At 64.1% G+C, this 20,342-nt stretch carries 20 protein-coding genes; 3 read left to right on the top strand and 17 right to left on the bottom strand.

Features of this window, described 5'->3' with window-relative positions:
* The first annotated feature begins 24 nt into the window (after window positions 1-24).
* Window positions 25-1,878, top strand: a complete 1,854-nt coding sequence (locus tag V6M61_RS09300; RefSeq protein ID WP_332776288.1) for an AMP-dependent synthetase/ligase — start codon at window positions 25-27, stop codon at window positions 1,876-1,878.
* 33 nt (window positions 1,879-1,911) lie between these two features.
* Window positions 1,912-3,087 carry an ABC transporter substrate-binding protein gene (locus tag V6M61_RS09295; protein WP_332776287.1) on the top strand — a complete coding sequence of 392 codons (1,176 nt, stop codon included), beginning with the start codon at window positions 1,912-1,914 and terminating at the stop codon, window positions 3,085-3,087.
* A gap of 117 nt (window positions 3,088-3,204) precedes the next feature.
* Here the strand turns inward: V6M61_RS09295 and V6M61_RS09290 are convergent, their stop codons facing one another.
* From V6M61_RS09290 to V6M61_RS09245, 10 genes are all read right to left on the bottom strand, one after another.
* Window positions 3,205-3,699, bottom strand: a complete 495-nt coding sequence (locus V6M61_RS09290; protein ID WP_332776286.1) for a thioesterase family protein — start codon at window positions 3,697-3,699, stop codon at window positions 3,205-3,207.
* Between the two features lie 80 nt (window positions 3,700-3,779).
* Complete coding sequence (locus V6M61_RS09285; RefSeq protein ID WP_332776329.1) at window positions 3,780-5,666, bottom strand: acetyl/propionyl/methylcrotonyl-CoA carboxylase subunit alpha; 1,887 nt, start codon at window positions 5,664-5,666, stop codon at window positions 3,780-3,782.
* A 5-nt stretch (window positions 5,667-5,671) separates the two neighbouring features.
* Window positions 5,672-6,832 (bottom strand): acyl-CoA dehydrogenase family protein, encoded by a 1,161-nt coding sequence (locus V6M61_RS09280; RefSeq protein ID WP_332776285.1) that lies wholly within the window; start codon window positions 6,830-6,832, stop codon window positions 5,672-5,674.
* Window positions 6,833-6,859: 27 nt separating this feature from the next.
* Complete coding sequence (locus V6M61_RS09275) at window positions 6,860-8,509, bottom strand: acyl-CoA carboxylase subunit beta (protein ID WP_332776284.1); 1,650 nt, start codon at window positions 8,507-8,509, stop codon at window positions 6,860-6,862.
* A gap of 114 nt (window positions 8,510-8,623) precedes the next feature.
* The gene (locus V6M61_RS09270) at window positions 8,624-9,295 is read right to left on the bottom strand and encodes a TetR/AcrR family transcriptional regulator (RefSeq protein WP_332776283.1); all 672 of its coding nucleotides are present in this window, start codon (window positions 9,293-9,295) and stop codon (window positions 8,624-8,626) included.
* Window positions 9,296-9,365: 70 nt separating this feature from the next.
* Window positions 9,366-9,776 (bottom strand): VOC family protein, encoded by a 411-nt coding sequence (locus tag V6M61_RS09265; RefSeq protein WP_332776282.1) that lies wholly within the window; start codon window positions 9,774-9,776, stop codon window positions 9,366-9,368.
* Window positions 9,777-9,840: 64 nt separating this feature from the next.
* Window positions 9,841-10,260, bottom strand: a complete 420-nt coding sequence (locus V6M61_RS09260; RefSeq protein ID WP_332776281.1) for a YciI family protein — start codon at window positions 10,258-10,260, stop codon at window positions 9,841-9,843.
* Window positions 10,261-10,378: 118 nt separating this feature from the next.
* On the bottom strand, window positions 10,379-10,732 hold the full coding sequence (locus V6M61_RS09255) for a YciI family protein (RefSeq protein WP_332776280.1): 354 nt from the start codon (window positions 10,730-10,732) through the stop codon (window positions 10,379-10,381).
* Window positions 10,733-10,910: 178 nt separating this feature from the next.
* A complete protein-coding gene (locus tag V6M61_RS09250) occupies window positions 10,911-11,222 on the bottom strand; it encodes a hypothetical protein (protein WP_332776279.1) in 312 nt (103 codons plus the stop codon).
* Between the two features lie 19 nt (window positions 11,223-11,241).
* The gene (locus V6M61_RS09245) at window positions 11,242-12,045 is read right to left on the bottom strand and encodes a class I SAM-dependent methyltransferase (protein ID WP_332776278.1); all 804 of its coding nucleotides are present in this window, start codon (window positions 12,043-12,045) and stop codon (window positions 11,242-11,244) included.
* Between the two features lie 241 nt (window positions 12,046-12,286).
* Here V6M61_RS09245 and V6M61_RS09240 point away from each other — a divergent pair, with 241 nt between their 5' ends.
* Window positions 12,287-13,255 (top strand): Bug family tripartite tricarboxylate transporter substrate binding protein, encoded by a 969-nt coding sequence (locus V6M61_RS09240; protein ID WP_332776277.1) that lies wholly within the window; start codon window positions 12,287-12,289, stop codon window positions 13,253-13,255.
* On the opposite strand, the gene V6M61_RS09235 is transcribed toward V6M61_RS09240, so the two are convergent.
* The 7 genes from V6M61_RS09235 to V6M61_RS09205 all read right to left on the bottom strand — a co-directional run bounded on the left by V6M61_RS09235 (window position 13,242) and on the right by V6M61_RS09205 (window position 20,269).
* A complete protein-coding gene (locus V6M61_RS09235; protein ID WP_332776276.1) occupies window positions 13,242-14,633 on the bottom strand; it encodes a sensor histidine kinase in 1,392 nt (463 codons plus the stop codon). The two genes, V6M61_RS09240 and V6M61_RS09235, sit on opposite strands and share 14 nt — an antisense overlap.
* A complete protein-coding gene (locus V6M61_RS09230) occupies window positions 14,630-15,307 on the bottom strand; it encodes a response regulator (protein ID WP_332776275.1) in 678 nt (225 codons plus the stop codon). Before V6M61_RS09230 ends, V6M61_RS09235 begins: the two co-directional genes overlap by 4 nt.
* A gap of 134 nt (window positions 15,308-15,441) precedes the next feature.
* Complete coding sequence (locus V6M61_RS09225; RefSeq protein WP_332776274.1) at window positions 15,442-16,269, bottom strand: SDR family oxidoreductase; 828 nt, start codon at window positions 16,267-16,269, stop codon at window positions 15,442-15,444.
* Window positions 16,270-16,378: 109 nt separating this feature from the next.
* Window positions 16,379-17,176: an enoyl-CoA hydratase gene (locus tag V6M61_RS09220; RefSeq protein ID WP_332776273.1), complete on the bottom strand. Its 798-nt coding sequence runs from the start codon at window positions 17,174-17,176 to the stop codon at window positions 16,379-16,381.
* A gap of 54 nt (window positions 17,177-17,230) precedes the next feature.
* The gene (locus V6M61_RS09215; protein ID WP_332776272.1) at window positions 17,231-18,061 is read right to left on the bottom strand and encodes an acyl-CoA thioesterase; all 831 of its coding nucleotides are present in this window, start codon (window positions 18,059-18,061) and stop codon (window positions 17,231-17,233) included.
* Between the two features lie 27 nt (window positions 18,062-18,088).
* On the bottom strand, window positions 18,089-18,991 hold the full coding sequence (locus tag V6M61_RS09210) for an alpha/beta hydrolase family protein (RefSeq protein ID WP_332776271.1): 903 nt from the start codon (window positions 18,989-18,991) through the stop codon (window positions 18,089-18,091).
* An 81-nt stretch (window positions 18,992-19,072) separates the two neighbouring features.
* The gene (locus V6M61_RS09205; protein ID WP_332776270.1) at window positions 19,073-20,269 is read right to left on the bottom strand and encodes an acetyl-CoA C-acyltransferase; all 1,197 of its coding nucleotides are present in this window, start codon (window positions 20,267-20,269) and stop codon (window positions 19,073-19,075) included.
* Window positions 20,270-20,342: the final 73 nt, after the last annotated feature.

Raw genomic sequence — 20,342 nt, 5'->3', positions numbered from 1 at the left:
CAAGCACTTCAAGGCCACATTCAAATGAGTAATTTGTGGGATTTAAGCCATATCCAGCCCAACACTACCGTGGTGCTGGAGGGCGACACCATTCCCGCCCTGTTCTGGAATGGAGTGAACCAGCGCGGCAGCCAGGTCTGGATGCGCCAGAAAAAACTCGGCATCTGGCGCAGCTGGAACTGGGCGCAAACCGGCGACGCCGTGCGCGAAATCGCCGCCGGCCTGGTCAGCCTGGGTTTTGCCAAGGGCGAATGCGCGTCCATCCTGTCCAATACCGTCATTGAATGGGTGCTGGCCGATCTGGCCGTGCTCAGCTGCGGCGGTGTGTCCAACGGCATCTACCCGACCGACGCGGCCTCGCAGGTGCAGTACCTCTGCGAAGACTCGCGCACCACCCTCCTGTTTGTTGAAGACGACGAGCAACTCGACAAGGCGCTCGAAGCCAGACCCCGGTTGCCGGGCCTGCGCCAGATCGTCGTGTTTGACATGGAGGGCTTGCACGCACTCCATGACCCCGCCGTGATGAGCCTGGAAGACCTGCGCACCCTGGGCCGTGCCTGCCTGGAACGGCAGCCGGACGTGGTCGAAGAGCGCGTCAAGGCCTGCCAGCCCGGCGATCTGGCCATCCTGGTCTACACCTCGGGCACCACCGGCAAACCCAAGGGCGCGATGCACAGCCACCACGGCCTGGTCTACACCGCGCGCGGCTACAACACGCTGATAGCGCAGGACGAGCACGACGAACGCATGTGTTTCCTGCCCTTGTGCCATATCGCCGAACGCATGGGGGGCGAGTACTTTGGGCTCTACACCGGCGCCAAACTCAATTTCGTCGAAAACCCCGAGACCATTCCCGAGAACGTGCGTGAAATTGCCCCGACGGTTTTCACCGGGGTGCCGCGCGTCTGGGAAAAGTTCTACTCCGGCGTGATGATTTCCCTGAAAGAAGCCAGCCGGCCGCAGCAGGCCGCTTATGCCTGGGGCATAGCCGTCGGCAGCGACATTGCCGAGCGGGTGATGGCGGGCGAGCCGGTCAGCCACTGGCTCAGGCTGAAGTTCACCATCGCGCGCTGGGTGGCCCTCAACAACACCCGCAAGCTCATCGGCATTCATCGCGCGCGCTTTTGCGTGACCGGTGCGGCGCCCATCTCCGCCGAACTGGTCAAGTGGTACATGGCGCTGGGCGTGCCCCTGCTGGAAGTCTGGGGCATGACCGAGACCTGCGGTGCATCCACGGGCGTGCCGGCCAGCCGCATCAAGCCCGGCTCGATTGGCCCGGCAGCCGGCTACAACGAAGTCCGGCTGGACCCGACCACCGGTGAGATCCTGGTGCGCGGCCCGAATGTATTCATGGGCTACCTGAACCTGCCCGAGAAAACCGCCGAAGCGATCGATGCCGACGGCTGGCTGCACACCGGCGACGTGGGCGCCATGGATGAAGAAGGTTTCTTCAAGATCACCGACCGGATGAAGGACATCATCATCACCGCCGGCGGCAAGAACGTGACGCCCAGCGAACTCGAGAACGAGCTCAAGTTCTCGCCCTACATCACCGATGCGGTGGTGATTGGCGACAAGCGCCCCTACCTGACCGTCATCATCATGATTGACCAGGAAAACGTCGAAAAATTTGCGCAGGATGCGGACATACCCTTCAGTAATTACGCCAGCTTGACGCGCGCCACCGAAGTGCAAGAATTGATCCAGTCCGAGATTGACCGGGTCAACAAGAAGTTTGCACGGGTCGAGCAGATCAAAAGATTCTTCCTGCTGGACACCCAACTCACGGCTGAAGACGAGGAACTGACACCCACCATGAAGCTCAAGCGCAAGCTGGTCGAGAAAAAATACGCACCGCAGATTCAAGCCATGTATTGACGGTTTTTGCAGAGTTTTTACAGGAGACCCACCATGAAGCTGAAGTCAACCGCCGCCCTTGCCGCCCTGGCATTGACGGGCGCCTTGTCCACGACGCTGGCCCAGGCGCAGAGCCAGGGCGTCAGCAAGACCGAGATCACGCTCGGCTCGATCCAGGACCTCTCGGGCCCGATCGCGGGCTTCGGCAAACAGGTGCGCCTGGGCATGATGCTGCGCGTAGACGAACTCAACGAGCAGGGCGGCATCAATGGCCGCAAGATCAAGCTCATCGTGGAAGACTCGGCCTACGACCCCAAGAAGGCCGTGCTGGCGGCCCAGAAGCTCGTCAACCAGGACAAGATCTTCGCCATGGTCGGCCACATCGGCACGGCGCAGAACCTCGCCGCCATGCCGGTGCAGTTCGAGAAGAACGTCATCAACTTCTTCCCGGTGACTGCGGCCCGCGAGATGTACGAGCCCTTCCACAAGCTCAAGTACTCGTTCGCCGCCACCTACTATGACCAGATGAAAGCGGCCGTGCCCAAGCTGGTCAAGGAAAAGAACGCCAAGAAGGTGTGCTCCATGTACCAGGATGACGAGTTCGGCCTGGAAGTGCAGCGCGGCGCAGACGAAGGCCTCAAGGTCGTTGGCATGACCATGACCGAGAAAACCTCGTTCAAGCGCGGCGCCACCGATTTTTCTTCACAGATTGCCAAGCTCAAGGCCTCTGAGTGCGACCTGGTCGTGCTGGGCACCATCATCCGCGAAACCATTGGCGGCATCGCCACCGCGCGCAAGCTCGGCTACAACCCGACCTTCCTCGGCTCCAGCGCCTCCTACACCGACCTGATCCACAAACTGGGCGGCAAAGCCATGGACGGCCTGTACGCCACCATGACGGTGCAAAACCCCTATCTGGACGAGGCCTCCCAGCCGATCCGCTTCTGGGCCAACAAGTACAAGACCAAGTTCAACGAAGACCCGACCGTGTTCTCGGTGTATGGCTATACGCTGGTCGATGCCTTCATCCGGGCCTCGCAAAAAGCCGGCGGCAACCTCACCACGGAAAGCTTCATCAAGGCCATGGACACCATGGTCATCCCGCCCGATATCTTCGGCAGTGCGCAAGCCAAATTCGGACCGCAAAAACGACTGGGCAACAACCAGTCGCGCCTGTCGCAACTGCAGGATGCACGCTGGAAAGTGGTGTCTGACTACATTACCGAGTGATCAACTGTGCCTGGGGGAAAACCGCTCTTCGGGGCGGTTTTTTTATGCCAAACAGGCCTCCAGCCCGCGCATGAATTGCGCAACCGGCTATTGTTTTTATAGCAAACCAGCTTTTGATCAGGACACGATATAGGCGCCCGCCCCGGTGGACAGCAGCTTGCCGTCGGCGGCGAGAAACTCCATGCGCGTGGAGGCCACACGCGAACCCAGGCGCAGCACCTCGGCGCGCAGCTCGAAATGCTCGCTGATGCCCGGGCGCAGGTAGTCGATGCGCAGGTCGATGGTGCCCAGCTTGGCAAAGCGGTGCAGCCGCTGCATGGGTGCCTCGTCCATGTGGCGCGCACCGATGGCCGCCATCACGGCCAGTCCGCCCATGGCGTCCAGCCCGGCGCTGATGACCCCGCCGTGGATCCGGTTGTAGGCGAAGTGCCCCACCAGTTCGTGCCGCATGTCGATGCGGGCCGTGACCCGCTCGGGCTTGAGCGAGGTGATCTTCAGCCCCAGCACCTGGTTGAAAACAATCTTCTCTTCAAAAATGGTTTTGAGACCGGCGATGAACTCCGGTTCGAATTCAGACGGAGGAAGTGTCGATGGGATGGAAACTTTGGTCATAGGCCCAATTGTCGTGCAGGGATCAAAATTGGGGTCAGATTCCACAATTGTCGTGCAGCGAGCTCTTTCATGATCTTCGCTCATGCGAGCGCCTCGAATGTCACCAGCACCTGCGAGGTCGCGGCCTGCTGGCCCGGCGCTACATGCACCGACCTGACAATGCCGTCGCGCGAGGCGGCCAGCGCATGCTCCAGCTTCATCGATTCGATCACCAGCAGCGTGTCGCCTTTGCTCACGGCGCCACCGGCCGCCGCCTTGACGGCGATCACCATGCCGTTGAACGGGGCGCGCAACTCGTTGGCGGTGGCGGCCGCCGCACCGGCCGCTGGCTCGAACGAGGCGTCCTCGATAAAGAGGTCCACGCCGTGATGCTGCACATGCCAGCGCCGGCCATCCATGCGCACCACTGAAACGCCGCGTGGCAGGTCGGGCACGCCGCTGACCGTCACATCGACCTGTTCGCCACGGTGGCGCAGGCGCACCGGCCTGGGGAAGGGACACGGCAGCGCCATGAGAGCCTGATTTCGACCGTTTTCTTGAGAAAAAATGGCCGCCAGCCCGCATGGTATTTGCGCAAGCAGCTCCTCTTTTTGTAGCAATTCGCGGACCGCATCGCCCTGGCCGGCCAGAAACGGGATCAGCGCCTGTCCGGCCCGGAATTCGGGATGCCGCAAACAGGCCGCCAGAAACCGCCGGTTGGTCGGCAGGCCCAGCACCTCGGTGCGGTCCAGTGCGGCCGCCAACTGGTCGATGGCTTCGCCGCGCGTGGCGGCATGGGCCACCAGCTTGCCGAGCATGGAGTCGTAGTAAGAAGGCACCTGCAGACCGTCGAACAAAGCGTGGTCAAAGCGCACACCACCCGGTTCACGAAAACGCAGCACCGTGCCGGCATGCGGCGTGAAGTGTTCGTCCTCGGCGCACAGGCGCACCTCGATGGCATGGCCTTTGAACTGCACCTGCTCCTGGTTCAACGGCAACGGTTCACCCTGCGCCACGCGCAGCTGCCATTCCACGAGGTCGAGCCCCGTGACGGCCTCGGTCACCGGGTGCTCGACCTGCAGCCGGGTGTTCATTTCCATCAGGTAGAAATTCGCCCCCTCTCCCGCTGGGAGAGGGCTGGGGTGAGGGCTCGCCTCCAGCAAAAACTCAACCGTGCCCGCGCCCACATAACCCGCAGCCTGGGCGAGCTCCACGGCACAACGCCCCATGCGTTCGCGCAAGGCCGCGTCCACCGCCGGGCTGGGCGTTTCTTCAATGATCTTCTGGTGGCGCCGCTGCACCGAGCAATCGCGCTCGCCGAGATGGATGCAGTGACCCAGGCTGTCGGCAAACACCTGCACCTCCACATGGCGCGGATTCAGCAGCGCGCGCTCCAGCAGCAGTTCACCGGAACCAAAGGCCGCTTGCGCTTCCGAGCGGGCGCTGTGCACGGCCTCCAGCAATTGGCCAGCCTCGCTCACCAGGCGCATGCCGCGGCCACCGCCGCCGGCGGCTGCTTTCACCATCACCGGAAAGCCGATACGCTGCGCTTCATCGGCAAAGCGCTGGTCCGACTGATCGTCGCCATGGTAGCCCGACAGACAAGGCACGCCGCGTGATTGTGCAAGCTGCTTGACGCTATTTTTGCTGCCCAGCGTGCGAATCGCAGTGGGCGGCGGGCCGACCCAGGTCAAGCCGGCGCCCTGCACAGCCTGCGCAAAGTCGGCGTTCTCGCTCAGAAAACCATAGCCGGGGTGGACCGCATCGGCGCCCGTGACCCGGGCGGCAGCGATCAGCTTGTCAATGCACAGGTAGGACTCGGCCGAGGCCTTGCCGCCCAGCGCAAACGACCTCGTTGCTTCACGCACATGCAGGGCCTGCGCATCGGCGTCCGAATATACCGCCACCGTTTCCAGCCCCAGGCGCTGCGCGGTGCGAATGATGCGCCGCGCGATCTCGCCGCGGTTGGCGATGAGCAGGCGTCGAATCTTCTTCACTGGGCCGCCGGGCGTTTGGAGATGCCCATGGTCTTGGACAGGATGCCCAGCATCACCTCGTCGGCGCCGCCGCCGATCGACGCAAGCCGGCCGTCGCGGTACATGCGCGAGACCTTGTTCTCCAGGGTGTAGCCCATGCCACCCCAGAACTGCAGGCAGGTGTCGGGCACGAGGCGGTTGAGCCGCCCGGCCTTGAGCTTGGCCATGGAGGCGAGCTCCAGCACGTCCTCGCCCTGCACATAGAGTTCGCCGGCACGGTAGGTCAGCGCGCGCAGGCTCTCCACCTCGGTCTTGAGCTCGGCCAGCTTGAACTGCACCCACTGCTGGTCGGCCAGGGTGGAGCCGAACATCTTGCGCTCCTGCGCCCATTCGATGGTCCAGGCGATGCAGTTGGAAAGCGACTGGAGCGTGCTGGCCGCGCACCACAGCCGCTCTTCCTGGAACTGCTGCATCTGGTAGACGAAGCCCTGGCCCTCGGCGCCGATGCGATAGCGCTGCGGCACGCGCACCTCGTCGAAGTAGATCAGACCGGTGTCGGACGAGTTCATGCCGATCTTCCTGATCTTCTTGGCCTTCTCGATGCCCTTGCTGTCCATGGGCACCATCACAAGCGATTTGTTTTTGTGCATGGGTCCGTCGCCGGTGTTGACCAGCATGCACATCCAGTCGGCCTGCAGGCTGTTGGTGATCCACATCTTCTGGCCGGTGATCACATAGTCGTCGCCGTCCTTTCGCGCATGGCTCTTGATGGCCGCCACGTCGCTGCCGGCGCCGGGCTCGCTCACGCCGATGCAGCCCACCGTGTCGCCGGCGATCGCGGGCGCGAGAAATTCGCGCTTGAGCTCATCGCTGCCGAAGCGCGCGAGCGCCGGCGTGCACATGTCGGTCTGCACGCCGATGGCCATGGGCACGCCGCCGCATTCGATATGGCCCAGCGTCTCGGCCATCGCCATGGCGTAGGAATAGTCCAGCCCCGCGCCGCCATATTCCTCGGGCTTGGTCAGGCCCAGCAGGCCGAGCTTGCCGAGTCCCTTGAACACTTCGTGCGCGGGAAAGATTTCCGCGGCTTCCCACTCGTCGACATGGGGATTGATGTGCTCGTCGATGTAGCGCTTGAGGGTTTTCTGGATTTCCAGGTGTTCATGGGTGAACTGCATGCTTGTCTCCTGTCCTGATTTCTGAATTCACATGCGCGCCACGCCAAACTGCATGGGCCGCAACTGCCTTTGCTCCGCTTCGGCGCACATCGACAGGCACTGCGCCAGCACCGCCCGCGTGTCGCGCGGGTCGATCACACCGTCGTCCAGCACCAGGCCCGAGGTGTAGAACGCGTCGGCCTGAGCTTCGAACATGGCAACGATCTTGTCGAACTGGGCCTGCGACTGCGCGGGATCGGGCGTGACGCCTTTACGCGCCAGCGCGGCCTCGGTCACGATCTGCATGGTCCGCGCGGCCTGCTCGCCGCCCATGACCGCGGTCTTGGCGCTGGGCCAGCTGAACAGGAAGCGCGGCGCGTAGCCGCGGCCGCACATGCCGTAGTTGCCTGCGCCGAAACTCGCACCGCACTGGATGGTGATCTGCGGCACCGTGGCATTGGTCACGGCCTGGATCATCTTGGAGCCGTGCTTGATCATGCCGCCCTGCTCACTGTCCCTGCCCACCATGTAGCCCGTGGTGTTCTGCAGGTAGATGAGCGGGTGGCCCAGTTGGCACATCAGCTGGATGAAATGCGTGGCCTTGTTGGCGCCGGCCACGTCGATGGGGCCGTTGTTGGTGATGAAGCCCACGGCATGGCCTTCAATCGACGCCTGCACACAGACCGTGGCCGCGCCGTAGAGCGGCTTGAACGCCAGCAGGTCCGAGTCGTCGACGATTCGGGCGATGACTTCGCGCATGTCCACTGGCTCGCGGTGGCTGGCGGACATCAGGCCGAGCAGCTCGTCGGCGTCATATCTCGGGTTGTCATTGCGGGCTTGACCCGCAATCCATGCCCCCTTGGCCTCAGCCATGGATTCCGGCTTTCGCCGGAATGACAACTTCTCAACGACCTCCCGCGCAATCCCCAGCGCATGACGGTCGTCCTCGGCCAGGTATTCGCCCAGGCCCGACACCGCCGTGTGCATCTCGGCGCCGCCCAGTTCCTCTTCGGTCGCCACCTCGCCGGTCGCGGCCTTGAGCAGCGGCGGCCCGGCCAGGAAGGCGCGCGAACGGCCGCGCACCATGATGACCACGTCGGACAGACCCGGCATGTAGGCGCCGCCCGCCGTGCCCGAGCCGTGCTGCACGGTGATGACCGGAATGCCGGCCGCCGACAGGCGCGCCAGGTTGCGAAACAGGGCGCCGCCCTGCACGAAACCTTCGACCCGGTACTTCATCAGATTGGCGCCCGCGCTTTCCACCAGGTGAATGAAGGGCAACTTGTTCTGCAAGGCGATGTCCTGCACGCGCAAAATCTTGTCCAGGCCCATGGGCTGGATGGCGCCGGCGTCGATGCCGGAGTCGCTGGCCACCACCATGCAGCGCACGCCGCTGACAAAGCCGATGCCGGCCACGATGCCACCGCCCGGCACCGACTCGGCAGGGTTCCTGGTGTCCTGCAGGAAACCGGCCAGCGAGCCGATCGGCAGGTAGGGCGTGCCGGGGTCCAGCAGCAGCGCCACACGCTCGCGTGGCAGCAGCTGGCCGCGCTTGTCGAACACGGGCCTGGACTTGGCCGAAATCTGCGCAGCGCGCTCCTCAAGCGCGCGCAGTTGCGCGATGCGCGCGAGCATGGCCTCGCGGCGTTCCAGCGCCTGCGCACCCTGCGCGTTCCAGGAGGATTGATAGACGGTCATGCGCTTGCCCTCACCCCTGCCCTCTCCCAGAGGGAGAGGGAGTTTCTGTTCCCTCTCCCCCTGGGAGAGGGTTAGGGTGAGGGCTGGTTTCAAACACCGAACCGTACTTCATCATCAATCCCCCAAGAACAGGGCCATGGCGGCGTCGGACAGCTCGTCGAGCGACGCGCCCTTTTTCGCGTCAAACCACTGCACCGACCAGTTCATCGCGCCAAACATCAGCAGGCGCACCAGCTTGACGTCGCCCCTGAGCTGGCCCGAGGCGTGCAGCGCCTGCAGCACCGGCACCCAGACCGACTCGTACTCGTTCTGCAGCTTCGCCAGCGACGCGCGCTGGCGCGCCGTGATGGCACGCGACTCGTAAAGCATGACTGGGATGAAGTCGCTGCCGGGGCCCAGCAGCACGCCGAAGTGGTTGCGGATCAGGATGCGCAGCTGGCTGCGGATGTCGGGCGTTTCCTGCTCGGCTCTTTGCAGGGCCTGGGCCTGCCGTTCTATGGCCGAGCGCATGCCCTCTTCCATCACCGCGTACAGCAGCGCGCCCTTGCTCTTGAAGTGGTAGAACGGCGAGCCGCTGCGCATGCCCACCGCCGCCGCGATGTCGCGCGTGCTGGTGGCGTCAAAGCCCTTCTTGCGAAACAGCTTGGCGGCCGACGTGATCAGGTCACGCCGGCGGTTGCCGTCATCGCGCTCATCCACCGTCTTGCGGGGGCGGCCGCGCGGCCGTTTCTCGGCGGCGGGAACAGCTACAGCAGTGGCGCGGCTGCGCGCGGCGGGTTTGTCCATGAGGACAGACCATAGCAAAATCCGTTATTTTTAGCAAGCACCCGCTTGGTAAAAATATCACCCGCTGATTTCAACCCTGCCCTGCCACCGCAGCGGCGTCCATGTGCATCAGCTCCCATCCATGGCCGTCCAGGTCCGTGAAGCCGTGGCCGTACATGGCGCCATGGTCCTGCGGCGGGTTCGGCGCGGTGCCGCCGGCCGCCAGGGCCTTGCGCACCAGGGCGTCGACCTCGGCGCGGCTCTCGCACGACAGGCACACCAGCACCTGCGTGGTCTTGGTGGCATCGGCCACCGGCTTCTTGGTGAAGGTCTGGAAGAACGGCTCGACCAGCAGCATGGCGTAGATGCTGTCGCTGATGACCATGCAGGCGGCCTTTTCGTCCGTGAACTGCGGGTTGAAGGCAAAGCCCAGGCTGGCGAAGAAGGTCTTGGTGCGCTCGAGGTTCTTGACGGGAAGGTTGACGTAGATTTGGCGGCTCATGGGGAGATCCTTTGCATGAAGTCCAGAGTTGAATTGCAGGAGAGGTGGGAGTGGGACAGTCAAGTCAGTGGCCCATGCCGATGTCGCGGAAGCGGTCGGTCAGCTCGTCGGGGGCATTGAAGTCTTCCAGGTCGTACAGCTGGCGCACCTCGATCTCGGCATCCAGGCCCTCACCCACGGGGTTGGGAAAGCGGCGCGTCCACTCCAGCGCCTCTTCGCGCGAGCGCACCTGGATCAGGGTGTAGCCGGCAATCAGTTCCTTGCTCTCGGCGAACGGGCCGTCGATCACCTTGCGCTGGCTGCCGCTGTAGCGGATGCGCCAGCCCTTGGAGCTGGGCTGCAGCCCGGAGCCGTCCAGCAGCGCGCCGGCCTTGGCCAGCTGCTCGTGGTAGTCGGCCATGGCGGCCATCAGCTTTTCCATGTCCGGCGGAAAGATGCCCGCCTCGGTATCGGGCGTGGCCTTGACGATGATCATGAATCGCATGTCGGTACTCCTTGGGGTGGGATAGTGGTGACGGAAAACTTCCGGCTCCTATTCACACGACGAAGGAGTCGGTGCGAAATCGACAAATTAGAACTAGGTAAAAACCCTAGATGCAAATCTATGTGTAGCAGGGCCCGGTTTCGCGCACCTCGACCGTGGCCCATTCGGCTGCCGGGCACTGCTTGGCGATGGCCACGGCTTCCTCGCGGCTCTTGCAGCTCAGCAGAAAGAACCCGCCCACCATCTCCTTGGCTTCGGCAAAGGGGCCGTCCACCACCAGCGCGCGGCCGGACTTGACCTGGATGCGCGCGGCGCTCTCCTGCGACACCAGCGACTCCACGCCCAGCAGCAGGCCGCGCGATTTCAGGTCGTCGGCAAAACGCAGCATGCGCTCGTACACCGCATGGCCTTCGGCCTCGCTGCGAGTCAGCCGCTGGCCTATGGTCTCGTGAATCAATAACATGTAGGACATCGAAAACGCCTCGGGTGTGTGACGGGATGCGACTAAGCGCCCGGGCATGATAAGCCAGCCGGATCGCGCGCTAGCCTGCGCAGGCCCGTTTGAGCTTGTCGATGTCGCGCCTTTTCATCTGCAGCAGGGCCTGCATGGCGCACGAACGGCCACCCGACCAACACGCCGGGCCGCAGTGTCACAACACCCGATAGATCTCCCAGCGGCTGGTTCCGGACACCACGAAGGGTTCGAGATCCTTGCTCCACTGTTTGTGTGCGGGAATCGAAGCCATCTTGTCCCAGGCCCGGTTCAATTCGGCGAGGTCCTCGATCAGGTGTTCCGACTGGACCGTGGCTTCCAGCGCGCCTATCGAGCCGGTCAGCAGGCGCGTCTTGTCGGCGGTGAAACCGGCCTGGGGCGCGATCTCCCGCAGCCAGCGCTGCATCAGGTCCAGCACGTTCTGCTTGTAGCCGAACTTCGCATCAATGCTCCAGCGTGCAATCATCATGGCTTGTCTCCTTTCAGGATCACTTTCTCACACCCACCGTCACCCAGTATTCGCGCGGCACGCAGATGCCCAGCTCCGTCGCGAAACTGTCGTGGAAGGCGATGAAGTCGCGCCGCAGCTGCGCGCGCCTGCCTTCGTCGAGGCTCGCGGCCAGGGCCTTGGTCGGGCCGTAGCCTGTAGAAAAGGTCTGCCAGGCGGCTTCCCCGGAGGGCTCGCGGTAGCAGGAAACGCCCTTCTCGAACTTGAGGTCGAAGTCACGCGCCAGCAGCTCGCGAATGCGCTCCGTGCGGCCCCACTCGAAAGGCGAAGGCGGCGCCGGGTCGGGGGGCGCGGCCATATAGGGCCTCATGACCTGGAACATCTTGGCCACGTTGCTGTCGTTCAGCCACGTCGTCAACGCGATGCGTCCGCCCCGGCGGGTGACGCGCGCCAGTTCGGCTGCGGCCGCTTCCGGCCGGCTGGCGAACATGACGCCACAGGTCGAGATGACGCCGTCGAACGCGCCATCGGCGAACGCAAGGCTTTCGGCGTCGCCGACCTGGTAGTCGATGGCCAGTCCCTCGGCTTCGGCCCTGGCCTTGGCAGCGGCCACCAGTTCCGAGGCGATGTCCACGCCAATCACCTGCGCACCGCGCCGCGCGACCACGCGCGAGGTCCAGCCGGTGCCTGTGGCCAGGTCAAGAATGCGCTCGCCGGGCTTCGGGTCCAGCCGCAGCACGCAATGCTCGATGGAGTCGCTGATGCCGCGGCTGATCTGGTCATAGTCCTGCCCGCCAGAACTCCAGACGGCCGCCGGGCGCTGGTTGTGCGTTTGAATCGCCATGTCCATGGAAAGGTCTCCACTTTCTCGCTGGCATTGTTGTTCCGCCGCACCATGGCGCTTCGCGAGAATGGCAGCACCCATGGCGACGATCAGGGGCGGGAGCCGATCAGACTAGGCCTCGAAGGGCCACTTGTCAAGGAGAAGTTGCAGCGCTGGCGCCGGACCAGGCACTGAAAGCAGATTGAAAGAGGGGGTCTTTAGCATTGGCATCATTACAAATCTGAAGTTCAAAGGAGACACCATGGAACGACGCAGTTTTCTCGCCGCCGCGCTGCTCAGCGCGGCCGCCGGCCCCCGGGCTTACGCGCAGGGCAGCTGGCCCAGCAAACCGATTCGCCTGATCGTGCCCTTCGCGCCTGGCGGCAGCAGCGAAATCATTGCCCGCAGCACGGCCGCCGAAATGGGCGGCATGCTGGGGCAGACGGTGTACGTCGACAACAAGCCCGGCGGCAGCGGCAACATCGCCATGCAGGAATGCCTGAACGCAAGCGACGGCCATACCATCATCCTCGGCCACATCGGCACGCTGGCGGTGAACCCCTTGCTCTTCGCCAAGCTGCCTTTTGACGTCAACCGCGACTTCAAGCCCATCTCGCTGCTCGCCAAGGTGCCCAGCCTCTACGTGGTGAACCCGAGTGTGCCGGCGAAGAACCTCAAGGAATTCGTGGCCCTGGCCAAGGCCTCGCCCGGCAAGCTCAACTACGGCTCCGCCGGCAACGGCAGCGCCGGCCACCTGGCCATGGAATACCTCAAGTCAGAGACGGGCATCTTCATGCTTCACGTGCCCTATCGCGGCACCGGACCGCAGATGACCGATCTGCTGGCGGGCCGGCTGGAGGCCGCCTCCGTTGGCGCTGCCGCCGTGATGCCCTTCATCAAGGCCGGCAAGCTGCGCTGCATCGCCACGGGCTCCAGGGAACGCTTGCCGCAACTGCCTGACGTGGCGACGGTGGCCGAACAGGGCTATCCCGGCTTCGAGATGACGCAGTGGTATGGACTGATGGCGCCTTCCAGCTTCAGCGACGAACAGGTCGCCAGGCTGGCCGCTTCGGCCGGCAAAGCCGTCAAGGCCCCGGCCGCCGCCAACCGGTTCAACGACGAAGCGGTGTTTGCCGTGGGCGATTCGCCGGCCCAGTTCAAGGCCTTTATCACAGCCGAGCAGTCGCGCTGGAAGAAGGTGGTCAGCCGGGCCAACATCAGGCTCGATTGACCTGCCCGGGAAGCCGCACCACGGCTTCCACCCCGCTGCCTTGCGGCGAGTCGAAATTGCGCAGCGCAATGCTGCCATCGAGCCAGCGCACGATCTCGCGGCAAATCGCCAGGCCCAGGCCGGTCCCGTGCAAGGGGTCCGTGGTTGAAAACGGCTCGAACAGCCGGTCCACAATCTCTGGCGCGATGCCGGGACCCAGGTTCCAGACGCGGATCACCACCTCGTCGCCCGAGCGGATGTCCAGCCCCAACGCGCCCCCTTGCGGCGCATGGCGCACGGCGTTGGACAGCAGGTTGGCGAGCAACTGCTCGATCATCCAGCTGTGGGCCGTGATGGTCGGTGTGTCGCCCGTCAATTCGAACTGCAGCCCGCGTTCGCTGATCAGCGCCGATACCGCCACCACGACCTGACGCGCGATGGCCGCCACGTCGACCGGCGTTGTATGGGCCTGGCCGCGCACCTGTTCTATCTTGGCCAGCGCCAGCAGCTGGTTGGTGACGTTGACCGCACGCGCCGTGGTTTGGGCCAGCTCGTCGATGAACTGCGGATCGGGCATGCCGCTGCGCTGGGCCAGCTGCAACTGGATCTTCATCACCGCCAGCGGCGTCTTGAGCTGGTGCGAGGCATCGCGGATGAAACGGCGCTGGTGGTCCAGCAGCTCGCTCAAGCGCCCCATGACCTCGTTGAGCGCCCGGACCAAGGGCTCCAGTTCGCGCACGCCCGGCTGTGCGATCGGCGACAAGTCGTCGGGGCCGCGATGCAGCAGGGTCTGCTCCAGCCGGCGCAGCGGCGCGAGAAACGCCGTCACCACCAGCCAGGTCAGCGCGATCGTCGCCACCAGGTAGACCAGCTGCCAGGCGATGGTTTCGGCCAGCAGCCTGCGCGCCTTGCTCTGCCGCAGCGACAGGGGCTCGGCCACCTGCACCAGCGCCAGGCCGCGGTCGTCGCTGCTGGCCACCGCCTGGTACATCGAGGCCACGCGCAGCGGCTCGCCCTGGTAATCGGCATCGAAAAACGACACCTTGGTCGGGTAGGTGGCCTTGGGTGGGACACCGGCCGGGTCCTCGGGAAAGTCCTCGTACCCGGCCACGTGCTCGTCATGGAAGCCCTTGATGCGGTACAGCAGCCGCGAGCGGTTGTCGGCTTCGTAGAACTCGATCACGGTGTAGGGCACGACCGCCACCAGCCTGTTGTTCTTCACCTCCAGCAGGTCGCCGATCATGCGGGCCGAGCCGAGCAGCGAACGGTCATACGCCGAGTTGAGCGCGACCAACGCGCGGTAGTACAGGCCTATGGTGTCCAGGGTCATCAGCACGGCCACCGGCACGATCAACCAGAACACCAGCCGCGTGCGCAGCGACCAGGTATTCTTCTTCATACCGCAACCTTGATCAGGTAGCCGATGCCGCGCAGCGTGACGATGGCCACGCCACAGGGAGCCAGCTTCTTGCGCAGCCGGTGCGCAACCACCTCAACCGCGTCCTGCTGCACCTCCTCCTGCCCGAATACCACCTCATTGAGGTATTCCTTGGTGTGCGCATAGTTGGGCCTCTCGACCAGCGCGCGCAGCAGGGCCGCCTCGCGCGGCGTGAGCGCGAGCGGTTTGTCGCCGCAGTAAAAAGCCGCCCCCGAGGGCTCCCAGACCAGCGAGCCCAGGGTGCGGGGCCGGTCCAGTGAAGCCGGCAGGCTCGATTGAACGCGCCGCAGCAGTGCGCGCAGCCGCGCCTCGAGTTCATCGAGCTCGAAAGGCTTAGGCAGGTAGTCGTCGGCACCGAAGTTCAGGCCCAGGATGCGGTCACCCACCGTGCCCCTCGCCGTGAGAAGCAGGACGGGCGTCGTCAGGCCCAGCGCGCGGCCCTTTTGCAGCACGTCCAGGCCGTCCATGCCCGGCAGGCTCAGGTCCAGCAGCACGACGGCGGGCTGCAGTTGCTGCCATTGCGCCAGCGCCTGGGGTCCATCCATGGCGCTGGCGGTGGCAAAACCCCAGCGCGCCAGCGCGCGGCACAGCGACTTGTGCATTTGCGCATCGTCTTCAACCACCAGGGCTTTCATGCCTGCCACCTTAACACCCAGGCCCTTGCTTCGTTTGAAAGCGATTTGAAAGCGTCGGCGCCACAGTGAAAAACTCGCCGCTACCGGACATGCAATGGTGGCAACCAACCGGATGCGAACGCCCCTGTCGGACGTCAATCCACGAAGAAGTCCGGGATGAAGTTTTTCGTCCCCGGCGTCACCGAGTACTTCTCCAGGTCGGTCACGCCGTGCGCCGCCAGCAATTCGTCGTCGATGTAGAAGTTGCCGCTGTTCGCGCTCGGGCTGGTCAGGATGAAATACGCCGCATCCGAAAGAATCTCGGGTTTGCGGCACAATTTCAGATCCACGCCGGGGATCATCTGCAGCGCGGCCGTGGCGATGGCGGTTCGCGGCCACAGGCTGTTGACGGCGATGCCGTATTTTTTGAACTCACCCGAGTGGCCCAGCGTGCACATGCTCATGCCGTACTTGGCCATGGTGTAGGCCGTGTGGTTCTCGAACCAGTGCTGCTTCATCGACAGCGGCGGCGACATGTTGAGCACATGCGGGTTGCGGCCGGCCTGCGCGGCTTTTTTCAGCTCGGCCAGGCAGGCCTGGGTGCAGAGGTAGGTGCCGCGCGCGTTGACGCCGTTCATCAGGTCGTAGCGCTTCATCGGCGTGTGCTCGGTGTCGGTCAGGCTGATGGCGCTGGCGTTATTGACCAGGATGTCGATGCCACCAAAGGTTTCCACCGCCGTGGCCACGGCGGCGGCCACGGCCTCTTCGTCGCGGATGTCCACGGCCAGTGGCAGGGCCTGTCCACCTGCGGCCTTGACTTCCTCGGCCGCGCTGTAAATGGTGCCGGGCAACTTGGGGTTGGTATCGGTGGTCTTGGCGACGATCACGATGTTGGCGCCATCGGCTGCCGCGCGTTTGGCGATGGCCAGGCCAATGCCGCGCGAGGCGCCGGTGATGAAGAGGGTTTTTCCTTTGAGATTCATGAAGCTCTCCTGGTTAAATTTGCTATCGTTTTAATAGCTAATTGCGCAATATCGACGAGGGCCATCAGCCTTTTTCTCTTGAAGAACTACGGAACCCAGACCCACCGGCTCAGACCTTGGAGAAGTCCGGTTTGCGCTTCTCCATGAAGGCGCTGAACGCTTCACGTGCGGCGGGCTCCTTGAGCATGCGGCCAAAGCTGGCGCCTTCTTCGGCCATGCGCTCGGCCACGGTGCCGGCGTTGCCTTTTTTCATGAGGCGTTTGGTTTCAATCAGGGCGCTGAGCGGTTTGGCCGCCAGCTTGAGGGCCTGTCGTTGCGCCAGCGCATTGACCTCGGCCGGCGGCACGATGCGGTTGATCAGCCCGATGTCCAGCGCCGTCTCGGCCATGAAAGGTTCGCCCAACAGCAGGGCTTCTGCAGCCCGCGCATGGCCCATGAGCTGAGGCACCAGAAAACTTGACGCCGCTTCAGGGCACAGCCCCAAGTTGACGAAAGGCATGGAGAACGCGGCGTTGTCGCCCGCGTACACCAGGTCGCAGTGCAGCAGCATCGTGGTGCCAATGCCCACAGCCGGGCCACACACCGCGGCCACGATGGGTTTGGGGAAGCTGCTGATGCCGCGCAGAAAGCGAAACACCGGCGAGTCGGGTGTGGCCGGCGGATTGTTCAGGAAATCGCCAATGTCGTTACCGGCGGAAAAAATGGTTTCATGTCCCTGAATCACCACCGCGCGCACGGCGGCGTCGTGGTTGGCGGTTTCCAGTGCATCGGCCAGGGCACCGTACATGGCGGCGGTGATGGAGTTTTTCTTGTCCACGCGGCTCAGCGTGATGGTCATCACGCCCGCGTCAACGTGGCTGAGGATTTCCGCAATGGTGGAGGCAATGGACGAAGTAGATGTGCTCATGATGATTTCAGTATTAAGGGGCCAAATGTAGGAGCCGTGGATAAGCAGTCAGGATTATTCCTTGTAATAAACCATCTGGGTACTGATCGCCAGCAGCGTACCCGCCTCATTCCAGAGCTGCGCAGTCTGGTCGAAAAAGCCGTTGCGAAAAGCCTGCCCGCGCGCTTGCCCCAGCAGGTAGCCCTGCCCGCTTTGGGCCAGCTGCCGGCTGTCGGCATGAAAGTAGGTTGTGATCGACACCGTGCCCGCAGGAACCCGGGTGGCGCGGCGCAACCAGACACGCGGGTAGAACACATCGGCCATGGCCGCCAATGCAGGAAAATCCAGCGCCCGCGGCGAATCGTCGCGCACCCACAACTGCGTCACGCTGTCCTGCCCGCTGCCGTCCAACACCTGCGGAATGGCTCCGCGCACGGGGCGCATGTCATAGCGATTGATCCACTCCACCCCGGCGATGAACGCCTGGCGCGTCACCTCCAGCGGTGCGGGCACCGAGGGCATGGGCACGTCGTTTTGGCCCCAGGTTTCGCGGCGCGCGGCCGTCACGATGGTCGCGGTCAACACCACACCGTCGGCACCCGAAGCATCGGTTTGCACGATCTCCACCGCCCAGTGCTGGGTGGAGCGGTTGGTACGGACCGGACGGGCCGTCAGCGTGAAAGGCCCTGCCCCCAGCGCCGCCGCGTAATTCACGGTCAGGGCAATCGGCTCGCCCAGCCTGGCCGGGTGCTGCATGACGGCCTGCAAGGCCGTGGCCGCGGTGGTACCGCCGAACGGTCCCACCATGTTCCAGTAGGCCGGGCTGCTGGTCCCGGTATAGACATCGGGGCAGGCCGGGTCGGCCACTTGCAGCCTGACGGCCTCGTCAAAAGGATGTGTACTCATGGGACCAGTGTGCCGCCGGGTGCGAATTCATGCAGTCGTACTGGTGACGCCGGCGGCCGGCAAGCTCGTGAGCTGCGGCATGGTGTCAAAAATACCCGTGACGCGGGGCCACAGGCTCTGGCTGAACTGCTCGCGGAAAAACCCGAAATGCCCGATGCGCCGGGCCTGCACATCGGCAGGCGCCACCCGCTCCACCTTGCGCGGCGCGTTGGCGTACAGATTGACCAGCGTCTGCGTGCCCCGAAAAGTCATCAGCTCGTCATCGGTGATGGACAGCGCCAGCACCGGAAACTGCACCTGCCCGTAACTCTGCCGTGCGGCTTCGCCCTCGGCGCCCACGCTGTAGAGCGGGTTGAGGCACCATTTGCGCCACTGCAGCACCACCCCGGCCGGCAGGTCGCCCACTTTTTTGAGCATGCGGCCCGGAAAGTAGCCAAACAGCCTGGTGGCCAGCGGCACCAGCACATACCAGAAATAAAGCACGATGCGCTTGAGCTGCGGCGCGTTGTCGCGCCAGTAGCCGCTGCCCGCCGCGATGCTGACCAGGCCGTCGACCTTGGCCTGGTTCTTCAGAAATCCCGGCAGTTGGGCGCCCAGGCTGTGGCCCAGAAGGTAAAGCGGCGCGTCGGGCAACGCCGTTTTGGCGGCGTCAACCACCGTCTCATAGTCACAGGCCCAGTCCAGCAGGTCGGCCTTGAAACCACGCAAGGTGCCGCCCGGCGTGTCGGGCCGCGACTCGCCCGAGCCGCGGTAGTCAAAGGTGGTGACACGAAAGCCCTGGCTGGACAGCCACTCGGCAAACGGCGTGTAGTAGTCCTGCCGCACGCCCATCGCGCCGCCGATCACGACGCTGGCCCGCGCGGGGCCGGATGAGTCATAAATGCGCAGTGAAAGCTGCGTTGCGCCCGTGCTGAGAATCTGCTTCTGCATGACGGTCTCCTGTGTTTTACTCATGCCCATCTGCATGGGCTTGAAAACTGACGATCTCAACGCCGCATCAGGCCCCAGCCTTTAAACGCGTTCGAAAATTCCGGCGGCGCCTTGCCCCATGCCCACACACATGGTCACCATGCCGTACTTCAGCTGATGGCGCTGCAGCGCGTGAATCACGGTTGCGGCGCGAATCGCGCCCGTGGCACCCAGCGGATGGCCCAGTGCAATCGCGCCGCCCATGGGGTTGACCTTGGCAGCGTTCAGGCCCAGGGTGTTGATGACCGCCAGCGACTGCGCGGCAAAGGCCTCGTTCAGCTCGAACCAGTCGATGTCGTCCTGCTTCAGACCGGCATAACGCAGCGCCGCAGGAATGGCTTCGATCGGGCCTATGCCCATGATGTGCGGAGGCACGCCTTTGGCCGCATAGCTGACAAAACGCGCGAGCGGCTTGAGGCCAAATTCTTTCACTGCTTTTTCGCTGGCCAGAATCAGCGCACCGGCGCCGTCCGAGGTTTGCGAGCTGTTGCCGGCCGTGACCGAGCCGCGCGCTGCGAACACGGTTTTCAGTTTGGACAGACCCTCGACCGTGGTGTCGGGGCGTGCACCTTCGTCCAGGCTCACGGTACGGGTTTTGGCAATGACTTCACCGGTTTCCAGGTTGGCGCTGCGGTCGGTCACCTCCACCGGGGTGATTTCATTTTTGAACTCGCCCGCCTGCTGCGCCTTGAGCGCCTTCATGTGGGACTCGTAGGCAAACTGGTCTTGCGCGTCACGCGAAACCTTCCATTGCTGCGCAACCTTCTCGGCCGTCAGGCCCATGCCGTAGGCAATGCCGATGTTCTCGTCATTGGCAAACATGGCGGGCGACAGCGAGGGCGAATTGCCCGACATGGGCACCATGCTCATGCTCTCGGTGCCGGCGGCGATCATCACATCGGCCTCGCCCACACGGATGCGATCCGCCGCCATCTGCACGGCCGACAGGCCGGAGGCGCAGAAGCGGTTGACGGTGATGCCGCCCACGCTGGTGGGCAGGCCGGCCAGCACCGCGCCTATGCGCGCAATGTTCAGGCCTTGCGGGCCTTCGGGAATCGCGCAGCCGCAGATGATGTCTTCTATCGCCTTGGGGTCCAGCGTGGGCACCTGGGCCAGCGCGGCCTGCAGGGCCTTGACCAGCAGGTCGTCGGGACGGGTGTTGCGGAAAAAGCCCCGGTGCGAGCGCCCGATGGGCGTGCGCGTGGCGGCAACGATGTAGGCTTCCTGGACTTGTTTCATGGGTAGTTCCTTGTTTCTCAATAAGTTGGCTTGGTAGGACAAAGGCTGCTGCCCTCACCCTAACCCTCTCCCG

Source organism: Polaromonas sp. (genome assembly GCF_036676035.1).
GTDB lineage: Bacteria > Pseudomonadota > Gammaproteobacteria > Burkholderiales > Burkholderiaceae_C > Polaromonas.
Note: the sequence above shows the minus strand (reverse complement) of the source record. Positions and strands in the feature narration are given on the sequence as shown.